At 62.3% G+C, this 20,276-nt stretch carries 15 protein-coding genes; 10 read left to right on the top strand and 5 right to left on the bottom strand.

Going from position 1 to position 20,276, the window contains the following annotated elements:
- Window positions 1-78: 78 nt before the first annotated feature.
- Window positions 79-2,319, bottom strand: coding sequence for a TonB-dependent siderophore receptor (locus IM284_RS06815; protein WP_047367693.1), 2,241 nt, complete (start codon window positions 2,317-2,319; stop codon window positions 79-81).
- 145 nt (window positions 2,320-2,464) lie between these two features.
- On the opposite strand from IM284_RS06815, the gene fes reads away from it, so the two are divergent.
- From fes to entF, 3 genes are read left to right on the top strand one after another with little or no spacing between them, the layout of a single operon-like run.
- Entirely contained in the window at window positions 2,465-3,664 is a 1,200-nt protein-coding gene (fes, locus tag IM284_RS06810; protein WP_047367694.1) for an enterochelin esterase, read from the top strand.
- A gap of 10 nt (window positions 3,665-3,674) precedes the next feature.
- The gene (locus IM284_RS06805) at window positions 3,675-3,887 is read left to right on the top strand and encodes an MbtH family NRPS accessory protein (RefSeq protein ID WP_028012289.1); all 213 of its coding nucleotides are present in this window, start codon (window positions 3,675-3,677) and stop codon (window positions 3,885-3,887) included.
- Window positions 3,884-7,741 carry an enterobactin non-ribosomal peptide synthetase EntF gene (entF, locus tag IM284_RS06800; protein WP_047367695.1) on the top strand — a complete coding sequence of 1,286 codons (3,858 nt, stop codon included), beginning with the start codon at window positions 3,884-3,886 and terminating at the stop codon, window positions 7,739-7,741. The genes IM284_RS06805 and entF overlap by 4 nt, the downstream gene beginning before the upstream one ends.
- Window positions 7,742-7,823: 82 nt before the next feature.
- Here the strand turns inward: entF and fepC are convergent, their stop codons facing one another.
- The 3 genes from fepC to fepD are packed head-to-tail and all read right to left on the bottom strand — an operon-like array spanning window position 7,824 to window position 10,608.
- Window positions 7,824-8,618 (bottom strand): iron-enterobactin ABC transporter ATP-binding protein, encoded by a 795-nt coding sequence (gene fepC / locus IM284_RS06795; RefSeq protein WP_047367696.1) that lies wholly within the window; start codon window positions 8,616-8,618, stop codon window positions 7,824-7,826.
- Window positions 8,615-9,604: an iron-enterobactin ABC transporter permease gene (fepG, locus tag IM284_RS06790; protein WP_120247346.1), complete on the bottom strand. Its 990-nt coding sequence runs from the start codon at window positions 9,602-9,604 to the stop codon at window positions 8,615-8,617. Before fepG ends, fepC begins: the two co-directional genes overlap by 4 nt.
- Window positions 9,604-10,608 (bottom strand): Fe(3+)-siderophore ABC transporter permease, encoded by a 1,005-nt coding sequence (gene fepD / locus IM284_RS06785; RefSeq protein ID WP_047367698.1) that lies wholly within the window; start codon window positions 10,606-10,608, stop codon window positions 9,604-9,606. Before fepD ends, fepG begins: the two co-directional genes overlap by 1 nt.
- 108 nt (window positions 10,609-10,716) lie before the next feature.
- Between fepD and entS the strand changes: the two genes are divergently transcribed.
- Window positions 10,717-11,964: an enterobactin transporter EntS gene (gene entS, locus IM284_RS06780; RefSeq protein WP_047367699.1), complete on the top strand. Its 1,248-nt coding sequence runs from the start codon at window positions 10,717-10,719 to the stop codon at window positions 11,962-11,964.
- A 46-nt stretch (window positions 11,965-12,010) separates the two neighbouring features.
- Here the strand turns inward: entS and fepB are convergent, their stop codons facing one another.
- Window positions 12,011-12,970 (bottom strand): Fe2+-enterobactin ABC transporter substrate-binding protein, encoded by a 960-nt coding sequence (gene fepB / locus IM284_RS06775; protein WP_047367700.1) that lies wholly within the window; start codon window positions 12,968-12,970, stop codon window positions 12,011-12,013.
- 188 nt (window positions 12,971-13,158) lie between these two features.
- Here fepB and entC point away from each other — a divergent pair, with 188 nt between their 5' ends.
- From entC to cstA, 6 genes are all read left to right on the top strand, one after another.
- Window positions 13,159-14,334, top strand: coding sequence for an isochorismate synthase EntC (entC, locus tag IM284_RS06770; RefSeq protein ID WP_047367701.1), 1,176 nt, complete (start codon window positions 13,159-13,161; stop codon window positions 14,332-14,334).
- 9 nt (window positions 14,335-14,343) lie between these two features.
- On the top strand, window positions 14,344-15,954 hold the full coding sequence (gene entE, locus IM284_RS06765; protein ID WP_047367702.1) for a (2,3-dihydroxybenzoyl)adenylate synthase EntE: 1,611 nt from the start codon (window positions 14,344-14,346) through the stop codon (window positions 15,952-15,954).
- A 10-nt stretch (window positions 15,955-15,964) separates the two neighbouring features.
- Window positions 15,965-16,819, top strand: coding sequence for an isochorismatase (locus IM284_RS06760; RefSeq protein ID WP_041910945.1), 855 nt, complete (start codon window positions 15,965-15,967; stop codon window positions 16,817-16,819).
- On the top strand, window positions 16,819-17,574 hold the full coding sequence (gene entA / locus IM284_RS06755; RefSeq protein WP_047367703.1) for a 2,3-dihydro-2,3-dihydroxybenzoate dehydrogenase EntA: 756 nt from the start codon (window positions 16,819-16,821) through the stop codon (window positions 17,572-17,574). Before IM284_RS06760 ends, entA begins: the two co-directional genes overlap by 1 nt.
- Window positions 17,574-17,987 (top strand): proofreading thioesterase EntH, encoded by a 414-nt coding sequence (gene entH, locus IM284_RS06750; protein ID WP_047367704.1) that lies wholly within the window; start codon window positions 17,574-17,576, stop codon window positions 17,985-17,987. Before entA ends, entH begins: the two co-directional genes overlap by 1 nt.
- Window positions 17,988-18,136: 149 nt before the next feature.
- Window positions 18,137-20,242 (top strand): pyruvate/proton symporter CstA, encoded by a 2,106-nt coding sequence (gene cstA, locus IM284_RS06745; RefSeq protein ID WP_017694336.1) that lies wholly within the window; start codon window positions 18,137-18,139, stop codon window positions 20,240-20,242.
- Window positions 20,243-20,276: the final 34 nt, after the last annotated feature.

The following is a 20,276-nucleotide window of genomic DNA, read 5'->3' as shown; positions in this document are numbered from 1 at the left end:
TTTTCCCTCTGAATTGTGCGGACTGATGCCCTCACCCCAACCCTCTCCCACAGGGAGAGGGGGAAGTCACTGCCTGTATCAGAATCTTGTGTTTACGCTCATGTACCAGGTGCGACCCGGTTCATTATACGTATACGCCCCCGCACCGTACATATACGCACCGGTTGTCGCGTTCCCCGTGGTCTGGGCATTACCCGCGCGCCACTGGCGCTTGTCGAAGACGTTGTCCACGCCGCCGGTCAGGCTGACGTTTTTCGTCACGTCCCAGGTGGCGCTCAGGCCAACGATGCTGTACGGGCTGACCTCGTCTTTCTCAGACCCGGTCACCGGCTGGCCTTTATAGTTATACTTCTTCGGCTGCTGCTTGCCGTACCAGGTGAAGGTCGACTGCAATGACACATCCTGGTGCACCTGCCAGCTCAGGGTTGAGTTCAGCGTGTACTCCGGAATGATCGACAGACGGTCGCCGGTCTCCTTGTTCTTGCTCTGCAGCATATAGGTGATGTTATTGGTCCAGTTGATGGTGTCGCTGACCGGCACGTTCAGGGAGCCTTCCAGACCTTCCACCACCGCCTTCGGCACGTTTTCCCACTGGTAGATATCGGTGGTGACTTTACCGGTGGAGGTCTGGCCAATCGGCGCGTAACCCGCTTCAATCTTGTTGCGGTAGTCGTTGCGGAACCAGGTCACGCCCGCCAGCCAGCCGTCGCGTTTCCACTCCAGGCCAATCTCTTTGTTGATGCTGGTTTCCGCTTTCAGATCGTCGTTACCCATCATGTAGCAGCCCACGCCGTCGGAGCTTGCGTAGCAGCCCTGGCCTTTACTGTACAGCAGGTAGTTCGGGTTGGTCTGATACAGGCTTGGCGCTTTATAGGCGCGCGCGATGCCCATCTTCAGGGTGAAGTCATCCCCCAGACCTTGCGACAGGTTCAGGGACGGGCTCCAGTTATTGCCCACGATGGTGTGGTGATCGAAGCGCAGGGCAGGGGTCAGCATGGTGCTGTCGGTCAGCTCCATGTTGTTCTCAGCGAACAGAGAGAAGATCTCCGCTGACGTGTACGGGCTACGGTCTTCGCTCATGCCCGGGATGGTGCCACCCTGCTGGGTTTGCGAGAAGGAGGTTGAATCCTTCATCCGCTGCTGGTTCCACTCGGTGCCGAGCGTCAGGTTCTGGTTCACAATGAAATCAATCGGCAGGTTGATTTCGCTGTGCAGCATCACGTCGGCCAGATCGGTGTCGGTGAATTTATTGCTGTTGAACAGGCCTTCCGTACCGCCCGCCAGCCCTTCGCCCAGGCGGGAGTTGCGGGTGTGTTCGTACTGCGCCCAGTTGCTGGTAGTAATACCGTTGTCCCAGCCGCCGTTCCAGGTCACGGCGAAGTTCTGGCGATAAATACGGTTCGTCTCTTTGCCGTAGTTCTTCTTCACCAGCGCGTTGTCGTTGTTGGTGTTTTGCGTGTCACCCGCATAGAGGTTGTTCTGGCGGCTGTAGCCCGCTTCAAACTCCAGCGACTGCATCGGCGCGAAGTCCCAGCGCACCACGCCGTTGATGTCTTTGTTCTCTACACCCTCGCGGCCCGCGGGCAGGGTGTTGGCGTAGGCTCCGGTACGCTCAGACTGGTGGCCCTGGTTGATGTCCCACGCGTCGGCCTGAGTCTTATCCAGGTTACCGAACATGCGGAAGCTGAAGTCGCCGCCCAGCGGGCCGCTCAGGCTGAAGTTGGTGCGCTTGGTAGAACCTTCGTCTTTATGCTCTGGCGCGTTCAGGTAGGTGTTCCAGGAGCCGTGCCACTGGTCGTCGAACTTTTTGGTGATGATGTTCACCACGCCGCCCGCCGCGCCGTTGCCGTAGCGTGCAGCGGCCGGGCCTCGAATGACCTCGATGCGCTCGATCATCTCCGGCGGTACCCAGCCGGTATCGCCGCGGGTATCTCGCTCGCCGCGCCAGCCCAGGCGGATGGAGTTGCGGCTGGTGACGGGCTTGCCGTCGATCAGGATCAGGGTGTTTTCCGGGCCCATGCCGCGAATATCGATCTGACGGTTGTTCCCGCGCTGGCCGCTGGTGGAGTTCCCGGTCAGGTTAACGCCCGGCATGGTGCGGATGATTTCCGCCACGTCCCGCGCGGGCGGGTTTTTGCGGATCTCATCGGCGGTGATGGTCGACACGCCTGGCGCCTGCAAATTCTGCTCGGCGGCGGTGATCACCATCGTGTCTTCGTGCTGCGCAGAGGCGGCGTTGTCGTCTGCCATGACAGGCAGCGCGACGCCATAAATCCCTAAATTGACCAGCAAGGCCAGAGAGTGAATCTTCTTATTCATTGTACGTCCCGCTTTTATGGTTATTTATGAACGCGCTTCCCACAGCGCGGGCAATACGCTATTGCAAATGCAAATAGTTATCAATAATATTATCAATAAAATTTGCTCTGAAACAAAAAATATTGCTAAACATGGGGTTATAAGGGTGACGGCGTTAACAACCGGAAGTGAAGCGTGGTGGCAGTCGAAAAACGGGCCGGAATGGCAACGTCATGAGGAAAACTATCGCGTCACATTCTGGTGGCGGGACCCGGCAGGAACCCAGCAGACCTCAACGGTTAAACGCGTCTGGCTCTACGTTACCGGCGTGACCGACCACCATCAGAATGCCCGCCCGCAATCGCTTGAACGCATTCCCGATACCGACGTCTGGCAGTGGCAGGGGGAGTTCAGCCCCGAATGGCGCGGCAGCTACTGTTTTATCCCCTCCGATAACGAAAACGATTTTGCCGATGCAGTATTTGAAGGCGAGCAGCCGGACCGCATGGCGCTGCGCGAAGGCTGGCGCAAGCTGCTGCCTCACGCGGTTTCAGACCCGCTGAATCCGCAGAGCTGGCGCGGCGGGCGCGGGCACGCCGTCTCGGCGCTGGAAATGCCGGAGGCGCCCGTACAGCCGGGCTGGAACCATCCTGATACGCCTTACAAAAAGCCTGTCTGCATTGAGTGGCACAGCGCGCGCCTGAAGAACCGTCGCCGCGTGTGGATTTTTACCACCGGGGATGAAAGCCCCGAGCGCCCGCTGGCGGTGCTGCTCGACGGGCAGTTCTGGGCCGAAAGCATGCCGGTCTGGCCTGCGCTGGCGTCGCTCACCGCCGAGCGCAACCTGCCGCCTGCGGTCTATGTCTTAATCGATGTTATTAATATGGAGCACCGTAACCGCGAGCTACCGTGCAATCCCGACTTCTGGCTGGCGGTGCAGGAAGAACTTCTCCCCCTTGTCCAACAACGCTCGCCGTTTAGCGACCGCGCCGACCGTACGGTGGTCGCAGGGCAAAGCTTTGGCGGTCTCTCCTCCCTTTATGCCGCACTGCACTGGCCGCAGCGTTTTGGCTGCGTGCTCAGCCAGTCCGGCTCCTACTGGTGGCCGCACCGCGGCGGGCAGCAGGACGGGCTGGTCATTGAACAACTCAAAGCGGGTGAAAAAACCGCTCGCGGGCTGCGCATCGTCCTTGAGGCCGGGCGCAACGAGCCGCTTATCTTGCGCGCAAACCAGGCGATCCTCGCCGAACTACACACTCAGCAACCGGTTATCTGGCGTCAGGTTGACGGCGGACACGATGCGCTTTGCTGGCGCGGTGGGCTGACGCAGGGGCTGATGACCCTCTGGCAGCCGCTCATTCAATAACGGAGTCTGTATGGAATTCAGCAATCCTTTCGATAATCCGCAGGGACAGTTCGCCATTTTGCAAAATGACCAGGGGCAGTACAGCCTGTGGCCGCAGCAGTGCGAATTGCCCGCGGGCTGGCGCGTGGTCTGCGAGCCGCACTCTCAGGAGGCGTGCCAGCAGTGGCTGGCGCAACGCTGGCAGACGCTTGAGCCGTCCTCTTTTGCGGGGGAGCGCGCATGAACCGTCTCCCTCTCGTCGCCGCCCAGCCGGGTATCTGGATGGCAGAGCAGCTTTCCTCGCTGCCAAACGCCTGGAGCGTGGCCCACTACACCGAGCTGAAAGGGAATATCGACGCGCCGCTGTTGGCTAACGCCATCGCCGAGGGCATGATGCAGGCCGATACCCTGCGCACGCGTTTCGCTGAAGATAACGGCGAGGTCTGGCAGTGGGTCGATGAGACCCTGATCCTGCCGGAGCCGTCCATCGTTCGCGTTGATTCTCACGACGCCGCCGTGGCGCTGATGGAGGCCGATCTCAGCCAGGATCTGCGCGTGGACAGTGGTCAGCCGCTCGCTTTCCATCAGCTGATTCAGGTCGGTGACCACCGCTGGTACTGGTATCAGCGCTATCACCATCTGGTGGTGGATGGCTTCAGTTTCCCGGCGATTACCCGCCAGATCGCCGGGATTTACGCTGCCTGGAAGAAAGGGGAACCCACCCCAGCCTCACCGTTTACTCCGTTCGCCGAGGTCGTTGACGAGTATCAGCGCTATCGCGACAGCGAGGCCTGGCAGCGCGACGGTGCTTTCTGGGCCGGGCAGCGCAAACAGCTTCCTCCTCCGGTCTCGCTCTCCTCCGCGCCGCTGCCGGGACGCGCCGCCACTACCGACATCCTGCGCCTGAAAATTGCAATGGACGCTCGCGCCTTTAGCCAGCTGGCGCAGGCAGCCGGGCAGGCACAGCGCACCGATCTGGCGCTTGCGCTGGTGGCGCTGTGGCTCGGCCGCCTCACCGGACGGCTGGACTACGCCGCCGGGTTTATCTTTATGCGCCGCATGGGGTCCGCCGCGCTGACCGCAACCGGCCCGGTGCTTAACGTCCTGCCGCTGGCGGTGAATATTAATCCGCTTGAGAGCCTGCCAGAGCTGGCGCTGCGCCTGGCGAACCAGCTGAAAAAGATGCGTCGCCATCAGCGCTACGACGCCGAGCAAATCGTACGCGACAGTGGGCGGGCCGCAGGGGACGAACCCTTGTTTGGGCCGGTGCTGAACGTGAAGGTGTTTGATTATCAGCTGGATATTGACGGCGTGGAGGCCATCACCCACACGCTGGCGACCGGCCCGGTGAACGATCTCGAGCTGGCGCTGTTCCCGGATGAGCAGGGCGGATTAAGCATTGAGATCCTCGCCAACAGGCAGCGTTACGACGACGCGACGCTGAAGCGCCACGTTTCGCGCCTGAACGCGATGCTGGCGCAGTTTGCCGCGAACCCTGACCTGCGCTGTGGCGACGTGGAAACCGTATCAGAGCAGGAATACGCCCGTCTGGCGCACATCAACGATACCGGCCTGGCGCTGCCCTCCACCACGCTGGCGGATCTGGTGGCGGAGCAGGCGAGCAAAACGCCGGACGCTCCCGCGCTGGCGGATGCCCATATTGAGCTGAACTACCGCCAGATGCGCGAGCAGGTGGTCGCGCTGGCAAATCTGCTGCGCGCGCGCGGCGTGAAGCCGGGCGACAGCGTGGCGGTGGCGCTTCCGCGCTCGGTGTTCCTGACCCTGGCGCTGCACGGGATTGTTGAAGCCGGCGCCGCCTGGCTGCCGCTGGATACCGGCTACCCGGACGATCGTCTGCGGATGATGCTGGAGGACGCGAAACCGTCGCTCCTCATTACCACCGACGCGCAGCTTCCGCGCTTTAACGATCTGCCGATACCTTCATTTAGTTACAACATGCTATTGCCAGCCACAGGCGCTGAACCTCTGCGTCTGGCGAAGCCGGAGCAGACCGCGTACATCATCTTTACCTCGGGTTCAACGGGACGCCCGAAAGGGGTGATGGTGGGGCATACCGCCATCGTTAACCGCCTGAAGTGGATGCAGGATCATTATCCACTGGCGGCGCATGACGTCGTGGCGCAGAAAACGCCGTGCAGCTTTGACGTGTCGGTGTGGGAGTTCTGGTGGCCGTTTATCGCCGGGGCAAAGCTGGTGATGGCCGAGCCGGACGCGCACCGCGATCCGCAGGCGATGCAGAGCTTCTTCGCAGAATATGGCGTAACCACCACCCACTTCGTGCCCTCGATGCTGGCGGCATTTGTCGCCTCGCTGACGCCGGAAAACGTCGACTGTTGCAGGACGCTGAAGCAGGTGTTCTGTAGCGGCGAGGCGCTGCCAACGGCGCTGTGCCGCGAGTGGGAGCAGCTCACTCATGTACCGCTGCACAACCTCTACGGCCCAACCGAAGCGGCGGTGGACGTGAGCTGGTATCCGGCGTACGGCCCGGAGCTGGCGGCAGTGGAGGGCAACAGCGTGCCGATCGGCTTCCCGGTGTGGAATACGGGGCTGCGCATTCTGGACGCGATGATGCGCCCGGTGCCGTTCGGCGTGGCGGGCGATCTGTATCTCACCGGCATTCAGCTGGCCCAGGGGTATCTGGGACGTCCCGACCTCACCGCCAGCCGCTTTATTGCCGATCCGTTTGCCCCAGGCGAGCGGATGTATCGCACCGGAGACGTTGCCCGCTGGCTGGACAACGGGGCGGTGGAATATCTGGGCCGCAGCGATGACCAGCTGAAAATCCGCGGTCAGCGCATTGAGCTGGGCGAAATCGACCGGGCGATGCTGTCGCTGCCGGACGTGGCCCAGGCCGTGGCGCATGCGTGCGTGTTCAATCAGGCTGCGGCAACGGGCGGCGATGCCCGCCAGCTGGTAGGGTATGTGGTTTCCGAATCCGGTTTACCGCTGGATCGCGACACGCTGCTGGACTCGCTCAGGGCACAGCTGCCGCCGCATATGGTGCCGGTGGTGCTGCTGCAAATCAGCGCGCTGCCGCTAAGCGCCAACGGCAAGCTGGATCGCAAGGCGCTGCCGCTGCCGGAGCTGACCAGCAAAACCTGCGGTCGCGCACCCGAGACGCAAACCGAAGCCGCCGTGGCGCAGGCGTTTTCTGCGCTGCTGGGCTGCGAAGTGAACGATATCGACGCCGACTTCTTTGCCCTTGGCGGCCACTCGCTGCTGGCGATGCGCCTCGCGGCTCAGCTCGGTCGTGCGTTCAGCCGCAAGGTCACGCCGGGGCAGATTATGGTCGCCTCGACGGTCGGCAAGCTCAGCGCGCTGCTGGACTCGCAACTGAGCGACGAACAGGCGCAGCGTCTGGGGTATGAAACCCTGCTGCCGCTGCGTGAAAGCAACGGCCCGACGCTGTTCTGCTTCCATCCGGCGTCCGGCTTTGCCTGGCAGTTCAGCGTCCTGGCGCGTTACCTCAGCCCGCGCTGGTCCATCGTCGGCATTCAGTCGCCGCGGCCAAACGGCCCGATGCAGCAGTGCGCGGATCTCGATGGGGTGATCGAACATCACCTGAAAACGTTGCGTAAGCAGCAGCCGCACGGGCCGTATTACCTGTTCGGCTATTCGCTCGGCGGCACGCTGGCGCAGGGCATTGCGGCGCGCCTGCGCGAGCAGGGCGAAGCGGTGGCGTTCCTTGGCCTGCTGGATACCTGGCCGCCGGAAACCCAGAACTGGGCGGAGAAAGAGGCAAACGGCCTTGACCCGGAAGTGCTGGCGGAGATCGAGCGCGAGCGTCAGGCGTTTATCGCCGCCCAGCAGGGACAGGGCTCCAGCGAATTGTTTAACACCATTGAAGGCAACTACGCGGACGCGGTGCGGTTGCTCACCACCGCGCACAGTTCATGCTTTGACGGTAAAGCGACGCTGTTTGTTGCCGAAAGTACGCGAACGATGGATCCGCATACGGCCTGGGCGCCGTGGGTGGGCGAGCTGGAGGTCTACAGCCAGGACTGCGCCCACGTGGATATCATTTCACCGCAGGCGTTTGAAAAGATTGGGCCGATACTGAAGGAAATTTTAGCATAGTGCAAATGCCCGGTGGCGCTGCGCTTACCGGGCCTACGGGAGCTGAATGTAGGCCGGGTAAGGCGTAGCCGCCACCCGGCAATTACCGCCGACCTAACGGCACCACCAACGGCGTACCCGCCACCGGATCGTCAATAATCATGCAGCGCATGCCGTAGATCCGCTCGATCAGCTCTGGCGTCACAATCTCCTTCGGCGCGCCCTGCGCCACAATCTCGCCGTCGCGCAAGGCAATCAGATGCGTGGCGTAGCGGCAGGCCTGATTTAAATCATGCAGCACCGCCGCCAGGGTATACCCCTGCGTGCGGTTCAGCTCGCTCAGCAGCTCCAGCAGGTCAATCTGATGGCTGATGTCCAGCCAGGTCGTCGGCTCGTCCAGCAGCATAATGGCGGTTTCCTGCGCCAGCACCATCGCGATCCACGCCCGCTGTCGCTGTCCGCCGGAGAGGGTATCCACGCTTTGCTGAGCCAGATCGGTGATGCCCGTTGCCTCCATCGCGCGCTTCACGGCCTCGTCGTCCTCTTTGCGCCAGCGGGTAAACAGTGGCTGGTGTGGGTAGCGCCCGCGCGAGACCAGCTCCTGCACCGTGATATCTCCCGGCGTGGTGGCGTTTTGCGCCAGCAGCCCGATGCGCCTGGCCACCTCTTTGCTGGCGAAGCGCTGGATCTGCTCCCCGTCGAGGAATACGCTGCCCTCTGTCGGCGACATCAGGCGGCTCAGAGTGCGCAGCAGGGTTGATTTGCCGCAGCCGTTCGGACCGATAATCGCGGTGAAGTGGCCGTCCGGAATGGCGACGGTTAAATCACGGACAATGATTTTTTTGCCATAGCCGAGGGTCAAGTTTTCGCCGCGCAAGCGGGTTGTTGAATCTGTCATTTCTTGCGTGACTCCTGAACGAGCAAGACGATGAGGTAAATCCCGCCGAGGCTGACGGTCACTACGCCCACCGGAAGTTGATAAGGCATAAACAGCCGCTGGGCGCAGAGGTCGGCGGCCAGCAGCAGCATCGCACCGCACAGGGCAGCCTGGGTCAAGCCCCAGCGTGCGGTGCCGCTAAGACGCCGCGCGATATGCGGCGCGACAAGGGCAATAAACGAGATCGGCCCGGCAATCGCGGTGGACGCAGCGGTCAGCAATACCGCCACCAGCATCAGCATCAGGCGCGAGCGCTCAACGCTCACGCCCAGCGCGCAGGCGCTGTCGTCGCCCATCTCCAGCAGCCGCATCCGGCGTACCAGCAGCAGGGCGGCGATAAACATCAGCAAAATCAGCGGCGCGGCGGGCCAGGTTTTGCTCCACGTCAGGCCGTTGAGGGAGCCTGCATACCACAGCCCGGCGGAGAGCGCGGTTTCCAGAGACGCCTGCAACAAAAGCCAGGTGTTAAAGGCCATCAGCATCGCGCGGATGCCTATCCCGATAATGATCAGCCGGAAGGTGTCAATGCCGTTGCGCCAGGCCAGGACCCAGATAAGCAGCGAGGTCAGAATGCCGCCCGCCATCGCCGTAAAGGTAATGGCCGTCAGATGCTGCCCGAACAGCACCATCGCCACCAGCACGCCGCTCCACGCGCCGGTATTCAGGCCCATCACGTCCGGGCTGCCGAGGGGGTTACGCATCAGCGACTGGAAAATCGCGCCGCTGACGCCGAGCGCCGCGCCCACCAGGATCGCCATCGCCACGCGCGGCAGTCGCCATTCGGTGACCACCATGGTGATGTTACGCGGCGCGCTGCCGGTGAGGGCGTGAAAGACCTGCGCGAAATCAAGCGTTACGGCACCGCTTTGCAGGCTCCAGACCGCCAGCAGAGTAATGGCGATAGCCAGCATGAAGACGCTGGTGAGTAAACGACGGGAAGGAGCCATCATGCGCCACCTCCGCGTCTGCGACGTACCAGGAAGATCAGCACCGGCGCGCCGATAAACGCGCTCACCACCGAGACGCGCAGCTCGCCGGGCACCAGCAGGCGGCCCAGCACGTCGGCAAACAGCAGCAGGGCAGGGGTGGCCAGCAGCGTGACCGGCAGCGACCAGCGGTGGTCCGACCCCACCAGCCAGCGCGCCATATGCGGCATCATCAGGCCGATAAAGGCGATCGGACCGACCACGGCGGTTGCGCTGCCGCTCAGCACGGTGATAGCGAGCAGGCCAGTCAGCTGCGTGCGCGCGACGCGGTTGCCGAGGGCGGTCGCGGTGTCGCTGCCGAGACTCAGGCTGTTCAGCGACCGGCTTAAACACAGCGCCACGACGGCGGCGATAATGACCGGGATTGCCACCACGTTTAAGGTTTCAAGGGTGCGGATATCCAGCGAACCGGCCTGCCAGAAGCGCAGCTGGTCGTAGACGTCCGGGTTGAGCAGGGCGATGCCGCTGGACAAGCCTTCCAGCACCGCGGCCAGCGCCACGCCTGCCAGGGTTAAGCGTACCGGGCTGAGCTGCCCGCCGCCCTGGCTGCCGGTAAACGCGACCACCAGCGAGGCGGCCAGCGCGCCGCAGAAGGCCATCGCCAGCTGTTCAGAGGGTGACGTCAACCCGAACAGCGCTGCGCCGAGCACGATGGCAAAGCTGGCGCCGGAGTTGACGCCGAGAATGCCGGGGTCCGCCAGCGGGTTACGGGTAAGGGTTTGCATCAGGGCACCCGCAAGGCCGAGCGCGCCACCGGCCAGCAGTCCGGCAAGAGTGCGGGGCAGGCGGGCGTCGAGCACGATGGTGCAGTCCGCGCTCTGACAGGTTCCGGAGAGCGCATCAACGATAACGGACGCGGGTAGCGGCTTCGCGCCGACCAGCAGGCTGAGTGCAATCGCAAGGATTAGCAGTAGCAATAATACGGGCACGGCAATGGCGCGCACCGCAGAAGAGGAAAACGACATAGCAACATCCATGATTTGATAATGATAGTGATTATCGTTATCTATCTTATTTGGCTATGTTAGCATGTGCGCCCATGGAATGGGTAGAAATAGACTCAAGGCTTTGTCATGAATCAAAAATCCTGGCTGCTTAACCTCAGCCTGTTGAAAACGCACCCGGCGTATCGCGCCGTTTTTATCGCTCGCTTTATCTCCATTTTGTCCCTCGGCCTGCTCGGCGTCGCCGTGCCGGTACAGATCCAGACTATGACGCACTCCAGCTGGCTGGTGGGGCTATCCGTCACCTTAACCGGCGGGGCGATGTTTATCGGCCTGATGGTCGGCGGCGTGCTGGCGGATCGCTACGAGCGAAAGAAGCTGATCCTGCTGGCGCGCGGCACCTGCGGGGTGGGCTTTATCGGGCTGTGTCTGAACGCCATGCTGCCGGAGCCGTCGCTGATGGCGATTTATGCCCTTGGCCTGTGGGACGGTTTTTTCGCCTCGCTCGGCGTGACGGCGCTGCTGGCGGCAACGCCCGCGCTGGTGGGGCGCGAGAACCTGATGCAGGCGGGGGCGATCACCATGCTCACCGTGCGCCTCGGCTCGGTGATTTCGCCGATGGTCGGCGGCCTGCTGCTGGCCACCGGCAACGTGGCGTGGAACTACGGCCTTGCCGCGGCGGGCACCTTTATCACCACCCTGACGCTGCTGCGTCTGCCGCTCCTGCCCCCGCCGCCGCAGCCGCGCGAGCACCCGCTGAAGTCCCTGATGGCCGCGATTCGTTTTCTGTTCAGCAACCCGCTGATTGGCGGCATTGCGCTGCTCGGCGGCCTGCTGACGATGGCGAGCGCCGTGCGCGTGCTTTACCCGGCGCTGGCGGGCGAGTGGCAGATGAGCGCCTCAGAGATTGGCGTGCTGTACGCCGCCATTCCGCTCGGTGCGGCCTGCGGGGCGCTGACCAGCGGTAACCTGGCCCAAAGCGCGCGTCCGGGCTTGATTATGCTGGTGGCCACGCTGGCCTCGTTTATCGCCATCGGCTTCTTCAGCCTGATGCCGGTCTGGGCGCTGGGGGTGATGTGTCTGGTGATTTTCGGCTGGCTGAGTGCGGTCAGCTCACTTTTACAGTACACCCTGATCCAGACCCAGACGCCGGAAGGGATGCTGGGGCGTATCAACGGCCTGTGGACCGCGCAGAACGTGACGGGCGATGCGATTGGCGCGGCGATCCTCGGCGGGCTGGGGGCGATAATGACCCCGGTGGCGTCGGCGAGCAGCAGCGGGTTTGTGTTAGCGATGGTTGGCGCGATCTTACTGGTGGCGCTGGTGGAATTGCGGCGGTTCAGGCAGGAGGTCGTGTTGAACGACGGTGCGGCCTGATGCCCTCACCCCGGCCCTCTCCCGCGGGGAGAGGGAGGGAAAATGCCTACTTAAACAACTCACTCAATCTGTCTAACACCAGCATCGCGCTGTAATAATCCAGGCGGAACGTCTCCGTTCCCAGCGCCCAGACGCGTTTGTTTTTCACCGACGGTAAATGCGCCAGCAGCGGGTTGGCGTAAATCGCATTCACGTCTTTCTCGTCGCCGGCAAACACGAACAGCCCTTCGCCGTTCAGCCCCGTCGCCAGATTTTCTCCACCCAGTTGAATAATGTCGTGACGCTTGCCCTGGCTTTTTGAGGTGTGCAGCCCATCGGGTAACGCCGCCAGCGTAAAGCCCAACTGGTGTAACAGCTTGCCCTGCGCCGATTCTGTCGTCCACAGGTTAGCCGTGTGCGCGGCGGCGGTGTAGACGATGGCGTTCACCGGCTGCGGCGGCAGTTTCATCTGCTGTTTCACCTGCGCGAGCTGTTTATCGAATGCGGCGATGCGTTCAGCGGCCTGTTTTTCATGCCCGGTCATCGTGCCCAGCTGGGTCAGCAGTTCCTGCCAGCTTTTGTCGTCGTAATTGATGATAAGCGTCGGGGCGATGGCGGAGAGCTGATCGTACAGCGCCAGCGCGGAATCCCCGCCGGTGGCGCTGATTAGAATCAGGTCCGGCATCTGGGCGGCCACTGCTTCGGCGCTCGGCTCGCCGATGTACAGCCGTGCAACCTTACGCTGTTTTGCAATATCCCCCCACTGACGCAGGAAACCCTGCGCGTCCGCCACGCGGTTGTTCGGCGTGGTTGCGCCGCTGGCAATGACCGGCGCGTCAATCGCCAGCAGGGAGCCGGTTAAGGTCACGCTGGTAGAAACAATGCGCGTCGGTTTGCTCTCAAGCGTGTGCATGCCGCGGCTGTCGTTGACCTGGCGCGGCCAGTCTGCGGCGGTGGCTGAGGTTAGTCCTAAAACAAAAAGTCCTGTCAGAAGAAGGGCATTGCGGCAAACGGCAGCGATTTTCACAGAGCGGCATCCTGTTTTTATTGAAGATAATGCTTCTCATTTTCATGGTTGCCGGGAAGGGATGCAAGCGTTTGTCGCAGAAGTTAATGGCCCGACGGTTGACAGCGGCGCGCTGTGGGATTAGGTTAGCCGACGAAAATATAAATGATAATCATTATTGCTTCTTTTATCATTTTGAGGAGGATGATATGGACACGTCCCTGGCTGAGGAAGTTCAGCACACCGCGACCACGCTGCAATCAGACAGCTTTTTCTTTATGTCGCCTTACCGCAGTTTTACCACCTCAGGCTGTTTTGCCCGATTCTCTGAACCTGCCGTCGGCGGCGACGATCCGGCGGGGCAGTTCCAGCAGAAACTAACCCAGGCTTTCCGGGATGCGAAAGCCAGCGGCATCGCCCATCCCGTCATGGTAGGGGCCATCCCGTTCGATACCCGCAAGCCGTCTTCGCTGTTTATTCCGCAACGCTGGGAGACGTTTTCCCGTCCCGCGCGTCAGCAGTCCGCACGCTATTTCTCCGGCGCGCAGGCGCTGAAGGTGGAACAGCGCACCGAGATCCCCGCTCAGCCCGTTTTTGAAGAGATGGTCGCGCGCGCCGCGTCTCTCACCGCCACGCCGCAGGTGAATAAGGTAGTGCTGTCGCGCCTGATTGATATCGCCACCGACAAAAAAATGGACAGCGGCGCGCTGATGGAGCGTCTGATCGCTCAGAACCCGGCGAGTTTTAACTTCCACGTGCCGCTGGAAGACGGCGGCGTGCTGCTCGGCGCCAGCCCGGAACTGCTGCTGCGCAAAGAGGGCAGGCACTTTAGCTCGCTGCCGCTTGCAGGCTCCGCGCGCCGCCAGCCGGACGACGTGCTGGATCGCGAGGCGGGCAATAAGCTGCTGGCCTCCGAAAAGGACCGCCACGAACACGACCTGGTGACCCAGGCGATGAAGGCCATTCTGGAACCGCGCAGCCATCACCTGAGCATGCCGTCTTCCCCGCAGCTCATCACCACGCCGACGCTGTGGCATCTGGCGACGCCGGTTGAAGGTGACGCGCGCGAGAACGAAAACGCCCTGACGCTGGCCTGCCTGCTGCACCCGACCCCGGCCCTGAGCGGCTTCCCGCATCAGGCGGCTAAAGAACTGATTGCCGAGCTGGAGCCGTTCGACCGCGAGCTGTTCGGCGGCATCGTCGGCTGGTGCGACAGTGAAGGCAACGGCGAGTGGGTGGTGACCATCCGCTGCGCGCGTCTTCACGAAAATACCGTTCGCCTGTTTGCCGGCGCGGGCATTGTGCCTGCCTCCTCCCCGGTGGGCGAGTGGCGTGAGACGGGCGTGAAGCTCTCCACCATGCTTAACGTGTTTGGTTTGCACTAAGGAATACCCATGACCATCCCTTTTACCCGCTGGCCTGAGGATTTTGCCCGCCGCTACCGTGAAAAAGGCTACTGGCAGGATCTGCCGCTGACCCACATCCTGACGGACCATGCGCAAAACGATGCGGTCGCGATTATTGACGGCGATCGCCACATCACCTACCGCGCGTTTAATGAGGCGGTGACGAATCTGGCGTCTGCCCTCCAGGCTCAGGGGCTGCACCGCGGCGAGACCGCGCTGGTGCAGCTCGGCAACGTGGCCGAGTTTTACATCACCTTTTTCGCGCTGCTGCAGATCGGCGTCGCGCCGGTTAACGCGCTCTTTAGCCATCAGCGCAGCGAGCTGAACGCCTACGCCGCCCAGATCAAACCCGCCGTGCTGATCGCCGATCGCGAACATGCCCTGTTCGCGGGGGATGATTTTCTCAATACCTTTGTGGATGAACACCGCTCGGTTCGCGCCGTGCTGCTGCGCGGCGATAAGGGTGAACATGCGCTGGAAGCGGCGATTGCGCGCCCGGCGGACAACTTCATCCCCAACCCGACGCCCGCAGACGAGGTGGCGTTCTTCCAGCTCTCCGGCGGCAGCACCGGTACGCCGAAGCTGATCCCGCGTACGCACAACGACTACGACTACAGCATCCGCCGCAGCAATGAAATCTGCGGCATCACTGCGCACACCCGCTATCTGAACGCGCTTCCCGCGGCGCATAACTACGCCATGAGCTCGCCGGGATCGTTAGGCGTGTTCACGGCGGGCGGCTGCGTGGTGCTGGCGAACGATCCGAGCGCCACGCTCTGCTTCCCGCTGATTGAGCAGCATCAGATCAACGTGACGTCGCTGGTCCCTCCGGCGGTGAGCCTCTGGCTGCAGGCGATTGCCGACGGTGCGGGGAACGCGCAGCTGAAATCCCTCAAGCTGCTCCAGGTGGGCGGCGCACGCCTCTCCGCCACGCTCGCGGCGCGTATTCCGGCGGAAATCGGCTGCCAGCTGCAACAGGTGTTTGGCATGGCGGAAGGGCTGGTGAACTACACCGCCCTCGACGACGCACCGGAACGCATCATCAATACCCAGGGTCGTCCGATGTGCCCTGATGACGAGGTGTGGGTGGCGGACGAGGACGGCAATCCGCTCCCGCGCGGGGAAGTCGGACGTTTGATGACGCGCGGCCCGTACACCTTCCGCGGCTATTTCAACAGCCCGGAGCACAACGCCAGCGCCTTTGATGCCAACGGTTTCTACTGCTCCGGCGATCTGATCGCCATCGATGAGCAGGGCTACATCACCGTGCAGGGGCGCGAGAAAGATCAGATCAACCGCGGTGGCGAAAAAATTGCCGCCGAAGAGATCGAAAACCTGCTGCTGCGCCACGAGGCGGTGATCCACGCCGCGCTGGTGAGCATGGAGGACACCCTGCTGGGCGAAAAAAGCTGTGCGTATCTGGTGGTGAAACAGCCCCTGCGCGCGGTTGAGGTGCGCCGCTTCCTGCGTGAGCAGGGCGTTGCCGAATTTAAGCTGCCGGACCGCGTGGAGAGCGTGGATGCGCTTCCGCTCACGCCGGTCGGCAAAGTTGATAAGAAACAGTTGCGCCTGTGGCTTGCTGAACGCGCCCGGGGCTGAGGAACAGAGAATGGCCATTCCAAAATTAACCGCTTACGCGCTGCCAACCGCCGCAGAGCTGCCGACCAACAAGGTCAACTGGGCGTTTGAGCCGGAGCGCGCCGCGCTGCTGATCCACGATATGCAGGAGTATTTCCTGAACTTCTGGGGCGAAAATAGCGACATGATGCAGCAGGTGGTGGCGAACATCGCTAAACTGCGCGCGTACTGCAAAGAACACAATATCCCGGTGTACTACACCGCGCAGCCGAAAGAGCAGAGCGATGAAGACCGCGCCCTGCTGAACGACATGTGGGGGCCGGGCCTGACCCGCTCGCCGGAGCAGCAGCGTATCGTGGCTGAACTGGCGCCGGACGAAGCGGACACCGTGCTGGTGAAGTGGCGCTACAGCGCGTTTCACCGCTCGCCGCTGGAGCAGATGCTGAAAGAGACCGGCCGCAACCAGCTGCTGATTACCGGCGTTTATGCCCATATCGGCTGCATGACCACCGCCACAGATGCCTTTATGCGCGACATCAAGCCGTTCTTTATCGCCGATGCGCTGGCGGACTTCACCCGCGACGAGCACCTGATGTCGCTGAAATACGTGGCAGGACGTTCTGGCCGCGTGGTGATGACCGATGAGCTGCTGCCGTCCGTTCCGGCAACGAAAGCCGCGCTGCGCGCGCTGATCCTGCCGCTGCTGGACGAGTCCGACGAGCCGATGGATGACGAAAACCTGATCGACTACGGTCTGGACTCGGTGCGCATGATGGCGCTGGCCGCCCGCTGGCGAAAGGTGCACGGCGACATCGACTTCGTGATGCTGGCGAAAAATCCGACCCTTGACGCCTGGTGGGCGCTGCTCTCCCGTGAGGTGAAGTGATGGCGGGGGCCGATTTTACCGGTAAAACGGTTTGGGTAACGGGCGCGGGTAAAGGTATTGGCTATACGACCGCGCTGGCCTTTGTGGAGGCGGGCGCGCGGGTGACCGGGTTCGATCTGGCCTTCCCGCAGGACGATTATCCGTTTGCCACCGAAACGCTGGACGTGGCGGATGCGTCGCAGGTGGGCGACGTCTGCGGGCGCTTACTTGGCACCCTTGAGCGCCTCGACGTGCTGGTTAACGCGGCGGGCATTCTGCGCATGGGCGCGACGGACGAGCTTTCGCAGGAGGACTGGCAGCAGACCTTTGCGGTTAACGTCGGCGGCGCGTTTAACCTGTTTCAGCAGACGATGGGCCAGTTCCGCCGTCAGCAGGGCGGGGCGATAGTGACCGTGGCCTCCGACGCGGCGCACACCCCGCGCATCGGCATGAGTGCCTACGGTGCGTCGAAGGCAGCGCTGAAAAGCCTGGCGCTGACCGTCGGGCTGGAGCTGGCGGGCAGCGGCGTGCGCTGTAACCTGGTGTCGCCGGGCTCAACGGACACCGACATGCAGCGCACCCTGTGGAAAAGCGACGATGCGGAGCAGCAGCGCATTCGCGGCTTTGGCGAGCAGTTCAAGCTCGGCATTCCGCTCGGCAAAATCGCCCGCCCGCGGGAAATTGCCGCCACCGTGCTGTTCCTTGCGTCCGATGCCGCCAGCCATATTACCCTGCAGGATATCGTGGTGGACGGCGGCTCCACGCTGGGGGCGTAATGATCTGGAAACGTCATTTATCGCTTGAAGAACTGAACGCCACCAGCATGAACACCCTGGTGGCGCATCTGGGCATCGTCTATACCCGCCTCGGGGACGACACGCTGGAAGCAGAGATGCCGGTGGATGCCCGTACCCATCAGCCGTTTGGCCTGCTGCACGGCGGGGCGTCGGCGGCGCTGGCGGAAACGCTGGGCTCAATGGCCGGTTTTCTGATGACCCGCGACGGGCAGAACGTGGTCGGCACAGAGCTGAACGCCACGCACCATCGCGCGGTCTCTCACGGTAAGGTGCGCGGCGTGTGTCAGCCGCTACATCTGGGGCGTTCGAGCCAGAGCTGGGAGATCGTGGTATTCGACGAGCAGGGGCGGCGGTGCTGTACCTGTCGGTTGAGCACGATGGTGCTGGGGTAGGCCATTCAGCTGAAAGTGATCGGCTTAACACTGTGGTGTAAATCTCTGGTTTGACCACGCATTATTGCGTTTCAAAGTTGTTAAATTTTATCCGTTGTTCTAGAAACAAAATGTAACATCTCACTGTTTCACAACAACGGACAACAACTATGAACAACTCAGGGAAATACCTTACGTGGGCGGTGCTCTCCGTTGTGGGAGCCTTTGCCCTGGGCTATATCGCCCTCAACCGGGGGGAGCAGATCAATGCGCTCTGGATCGTCGTCGCCTCCGTCTGCATTTATCTCATTGCGTACCGTTTTTATGGCCGCTATATCGCAAAGACGGTACTGGGCGTAGACGGCACACGCATGACGCCTGCCGTGCGCCACAACGACGGGCTGGACTACGTGCCGACCGACAAAAAAGTGCTGTTCGGTCACCATTTCGCGGCGATTGCCGGAGCAGGCCCGCTGGTGGGGCCGGTGCTTGCGGCGCAGATGGGCTACCTGCCGGGGATGATCTGGATCCTCGCGGGGGTGGTGCTGGCGGGCGCGGTGCAGGACTTTATGGTGCTGTTCGTCTCCACCCGTCGCGACGGCCGTTCTCTGGGTGAGCTGGTGAAAGAGGAGATGGGGGCAACCGCCGGGGTGATTGCGCTGGTGGCGACCTTTATGATCATGGTGATCATCCTCGCGGTGCTGGCGATGATCGTGGTGAAAGCGCTGACCCACAGCCCGTGGGGAACCTACACGGTCGCCTTTACCATTCCGCTGGCGCTGTTTATGGGGATTTACATTCGCTACCTGCGCCCGGGGCGCATTGGTGAAGTCTCTGTCATTGGCCTGGTGTTCCTGGTATTTGCGATTATCTCCGGCGGCTGGGTGGCGGAAAGCCCGACCTGGGCACCATTCTTCGACTTTACCGGCGTGCAGCTGACCTGGATGCTGGTGGGCTACGGCTTTGTGGCGGCGGTGCTGCCGGTGTGGCTGCTGCTGGCCCCGCGCGATTATCTCTCAACCTTCCTGAAAATCGGCACCATTGTCGGGCTGGCCATCGGCATTCTGATTATGCGCCCGACCCTGACCATGCCTGCGCTGACCAAATTCATCGACGGTACCGGCCCGGTCTGGACTGGTAACCTGTTCCCGTTCCTGTTTATTACCATCGCCTGCGGTGCGGTGTCGGGCTTCCACGCGCTGATTGCCTCCGGTACCACGCCGAAGATGCTGGCGAATGAAAATCAGGCCTGCCTGATTGGCTACGGCGGCATGCTGATGGAGTCCTTCGTGGCAATTATGGCGCTGGTCTCCGCCTGCATTATCGACCCGGGCGTTTACTTCGCGATGAACAGCCCGATGGCGGTACTGGCCCCGGCCGGCACCGTTGACGTGGTCGCCTCTGCCGCGCAGGTGGTGAGCGGCTGGGGCTTTGCCATTACCCCGGAAACGCTGACGCATATCGCTAATGAGGTGGGCGAGCAGTCAATTATCTCCCGCGCGGGCGGGGCGCCGACGCTGGCGGTGGGCATGGCCTACATCCTGCACGGCGCGCTGGGCGGGCTGATGGACGTGTCGTTCTGGTATCACTTCGCCATCCTGTTCGAGGCGCTGTTTATTTTGACGGCGGTGGATGCGGGAACCCGTGCGGCGCGCTTTATGCTGCAGGATCTGCTGGGGGTGATCTCCCCGAACCTGAAGCGGACCGATTCGCTCCCGGCTAACCTGCTGGCGACGGCGCTGTGCGTGCTGGCGTGGGGCTACTTCCTGCATCAGGGCGTGGTCGATCCGCTGGGCGGGATCAACACCTTGTGGCCGCTGTTCGGTATCGCCAACCAGATGCTGGCGGGCATGGCGCTGATGCTCTGCGCGGTGGTGCTGTTCAAGATGAAGCGCCAGCGTTACGCGTGGGTGGCGCTGGTGCCAACCGCCTGGCTGCTAATCTGTACCCTGACGGCGGGCTGGCAAAAAGCCTTCAGTCCGGACAATAAGGTGGGCTTCCTGGCGATCGCCAACAAGTTCCAGGCGATGATCGACAGCGGCAAGATCCCGGCGCAGTACACCGAGTCACAGCTGTCTCAGCTGGTATTCAACAACCGTCTGGATGCCGGACTGACCATCTTCTTTATGGTGGTGGTTGTGGTGCTGGCGTTGTATTCTCTGAAAACCGCGCTGGCGGCGCTGAAGGTCGACACGCCGACGGCGAAAGAGACGCCGTATGAGCCGATGCCTGAAAACCTGGACGAGATTGTGACCCAGGCGAAAGGGGCGCATTAACCTGTGTGCCGGGTGGCGCTAGCGCTTACCCGGC

It is taken from the genome of Enterobacter cloacae complex sp. P12RS (genome assembly GCF_014895875.1).
Lineage (GTDB): Bacteria > Pseudomonadota > Gammaproteobacteria > Enterobacterales > Enterobacteriaceae > Enterobacter > Enterobacter bugandensis.
This window is presented reverse-complemented; position numbering and strand designations above follow the sequence as displayed.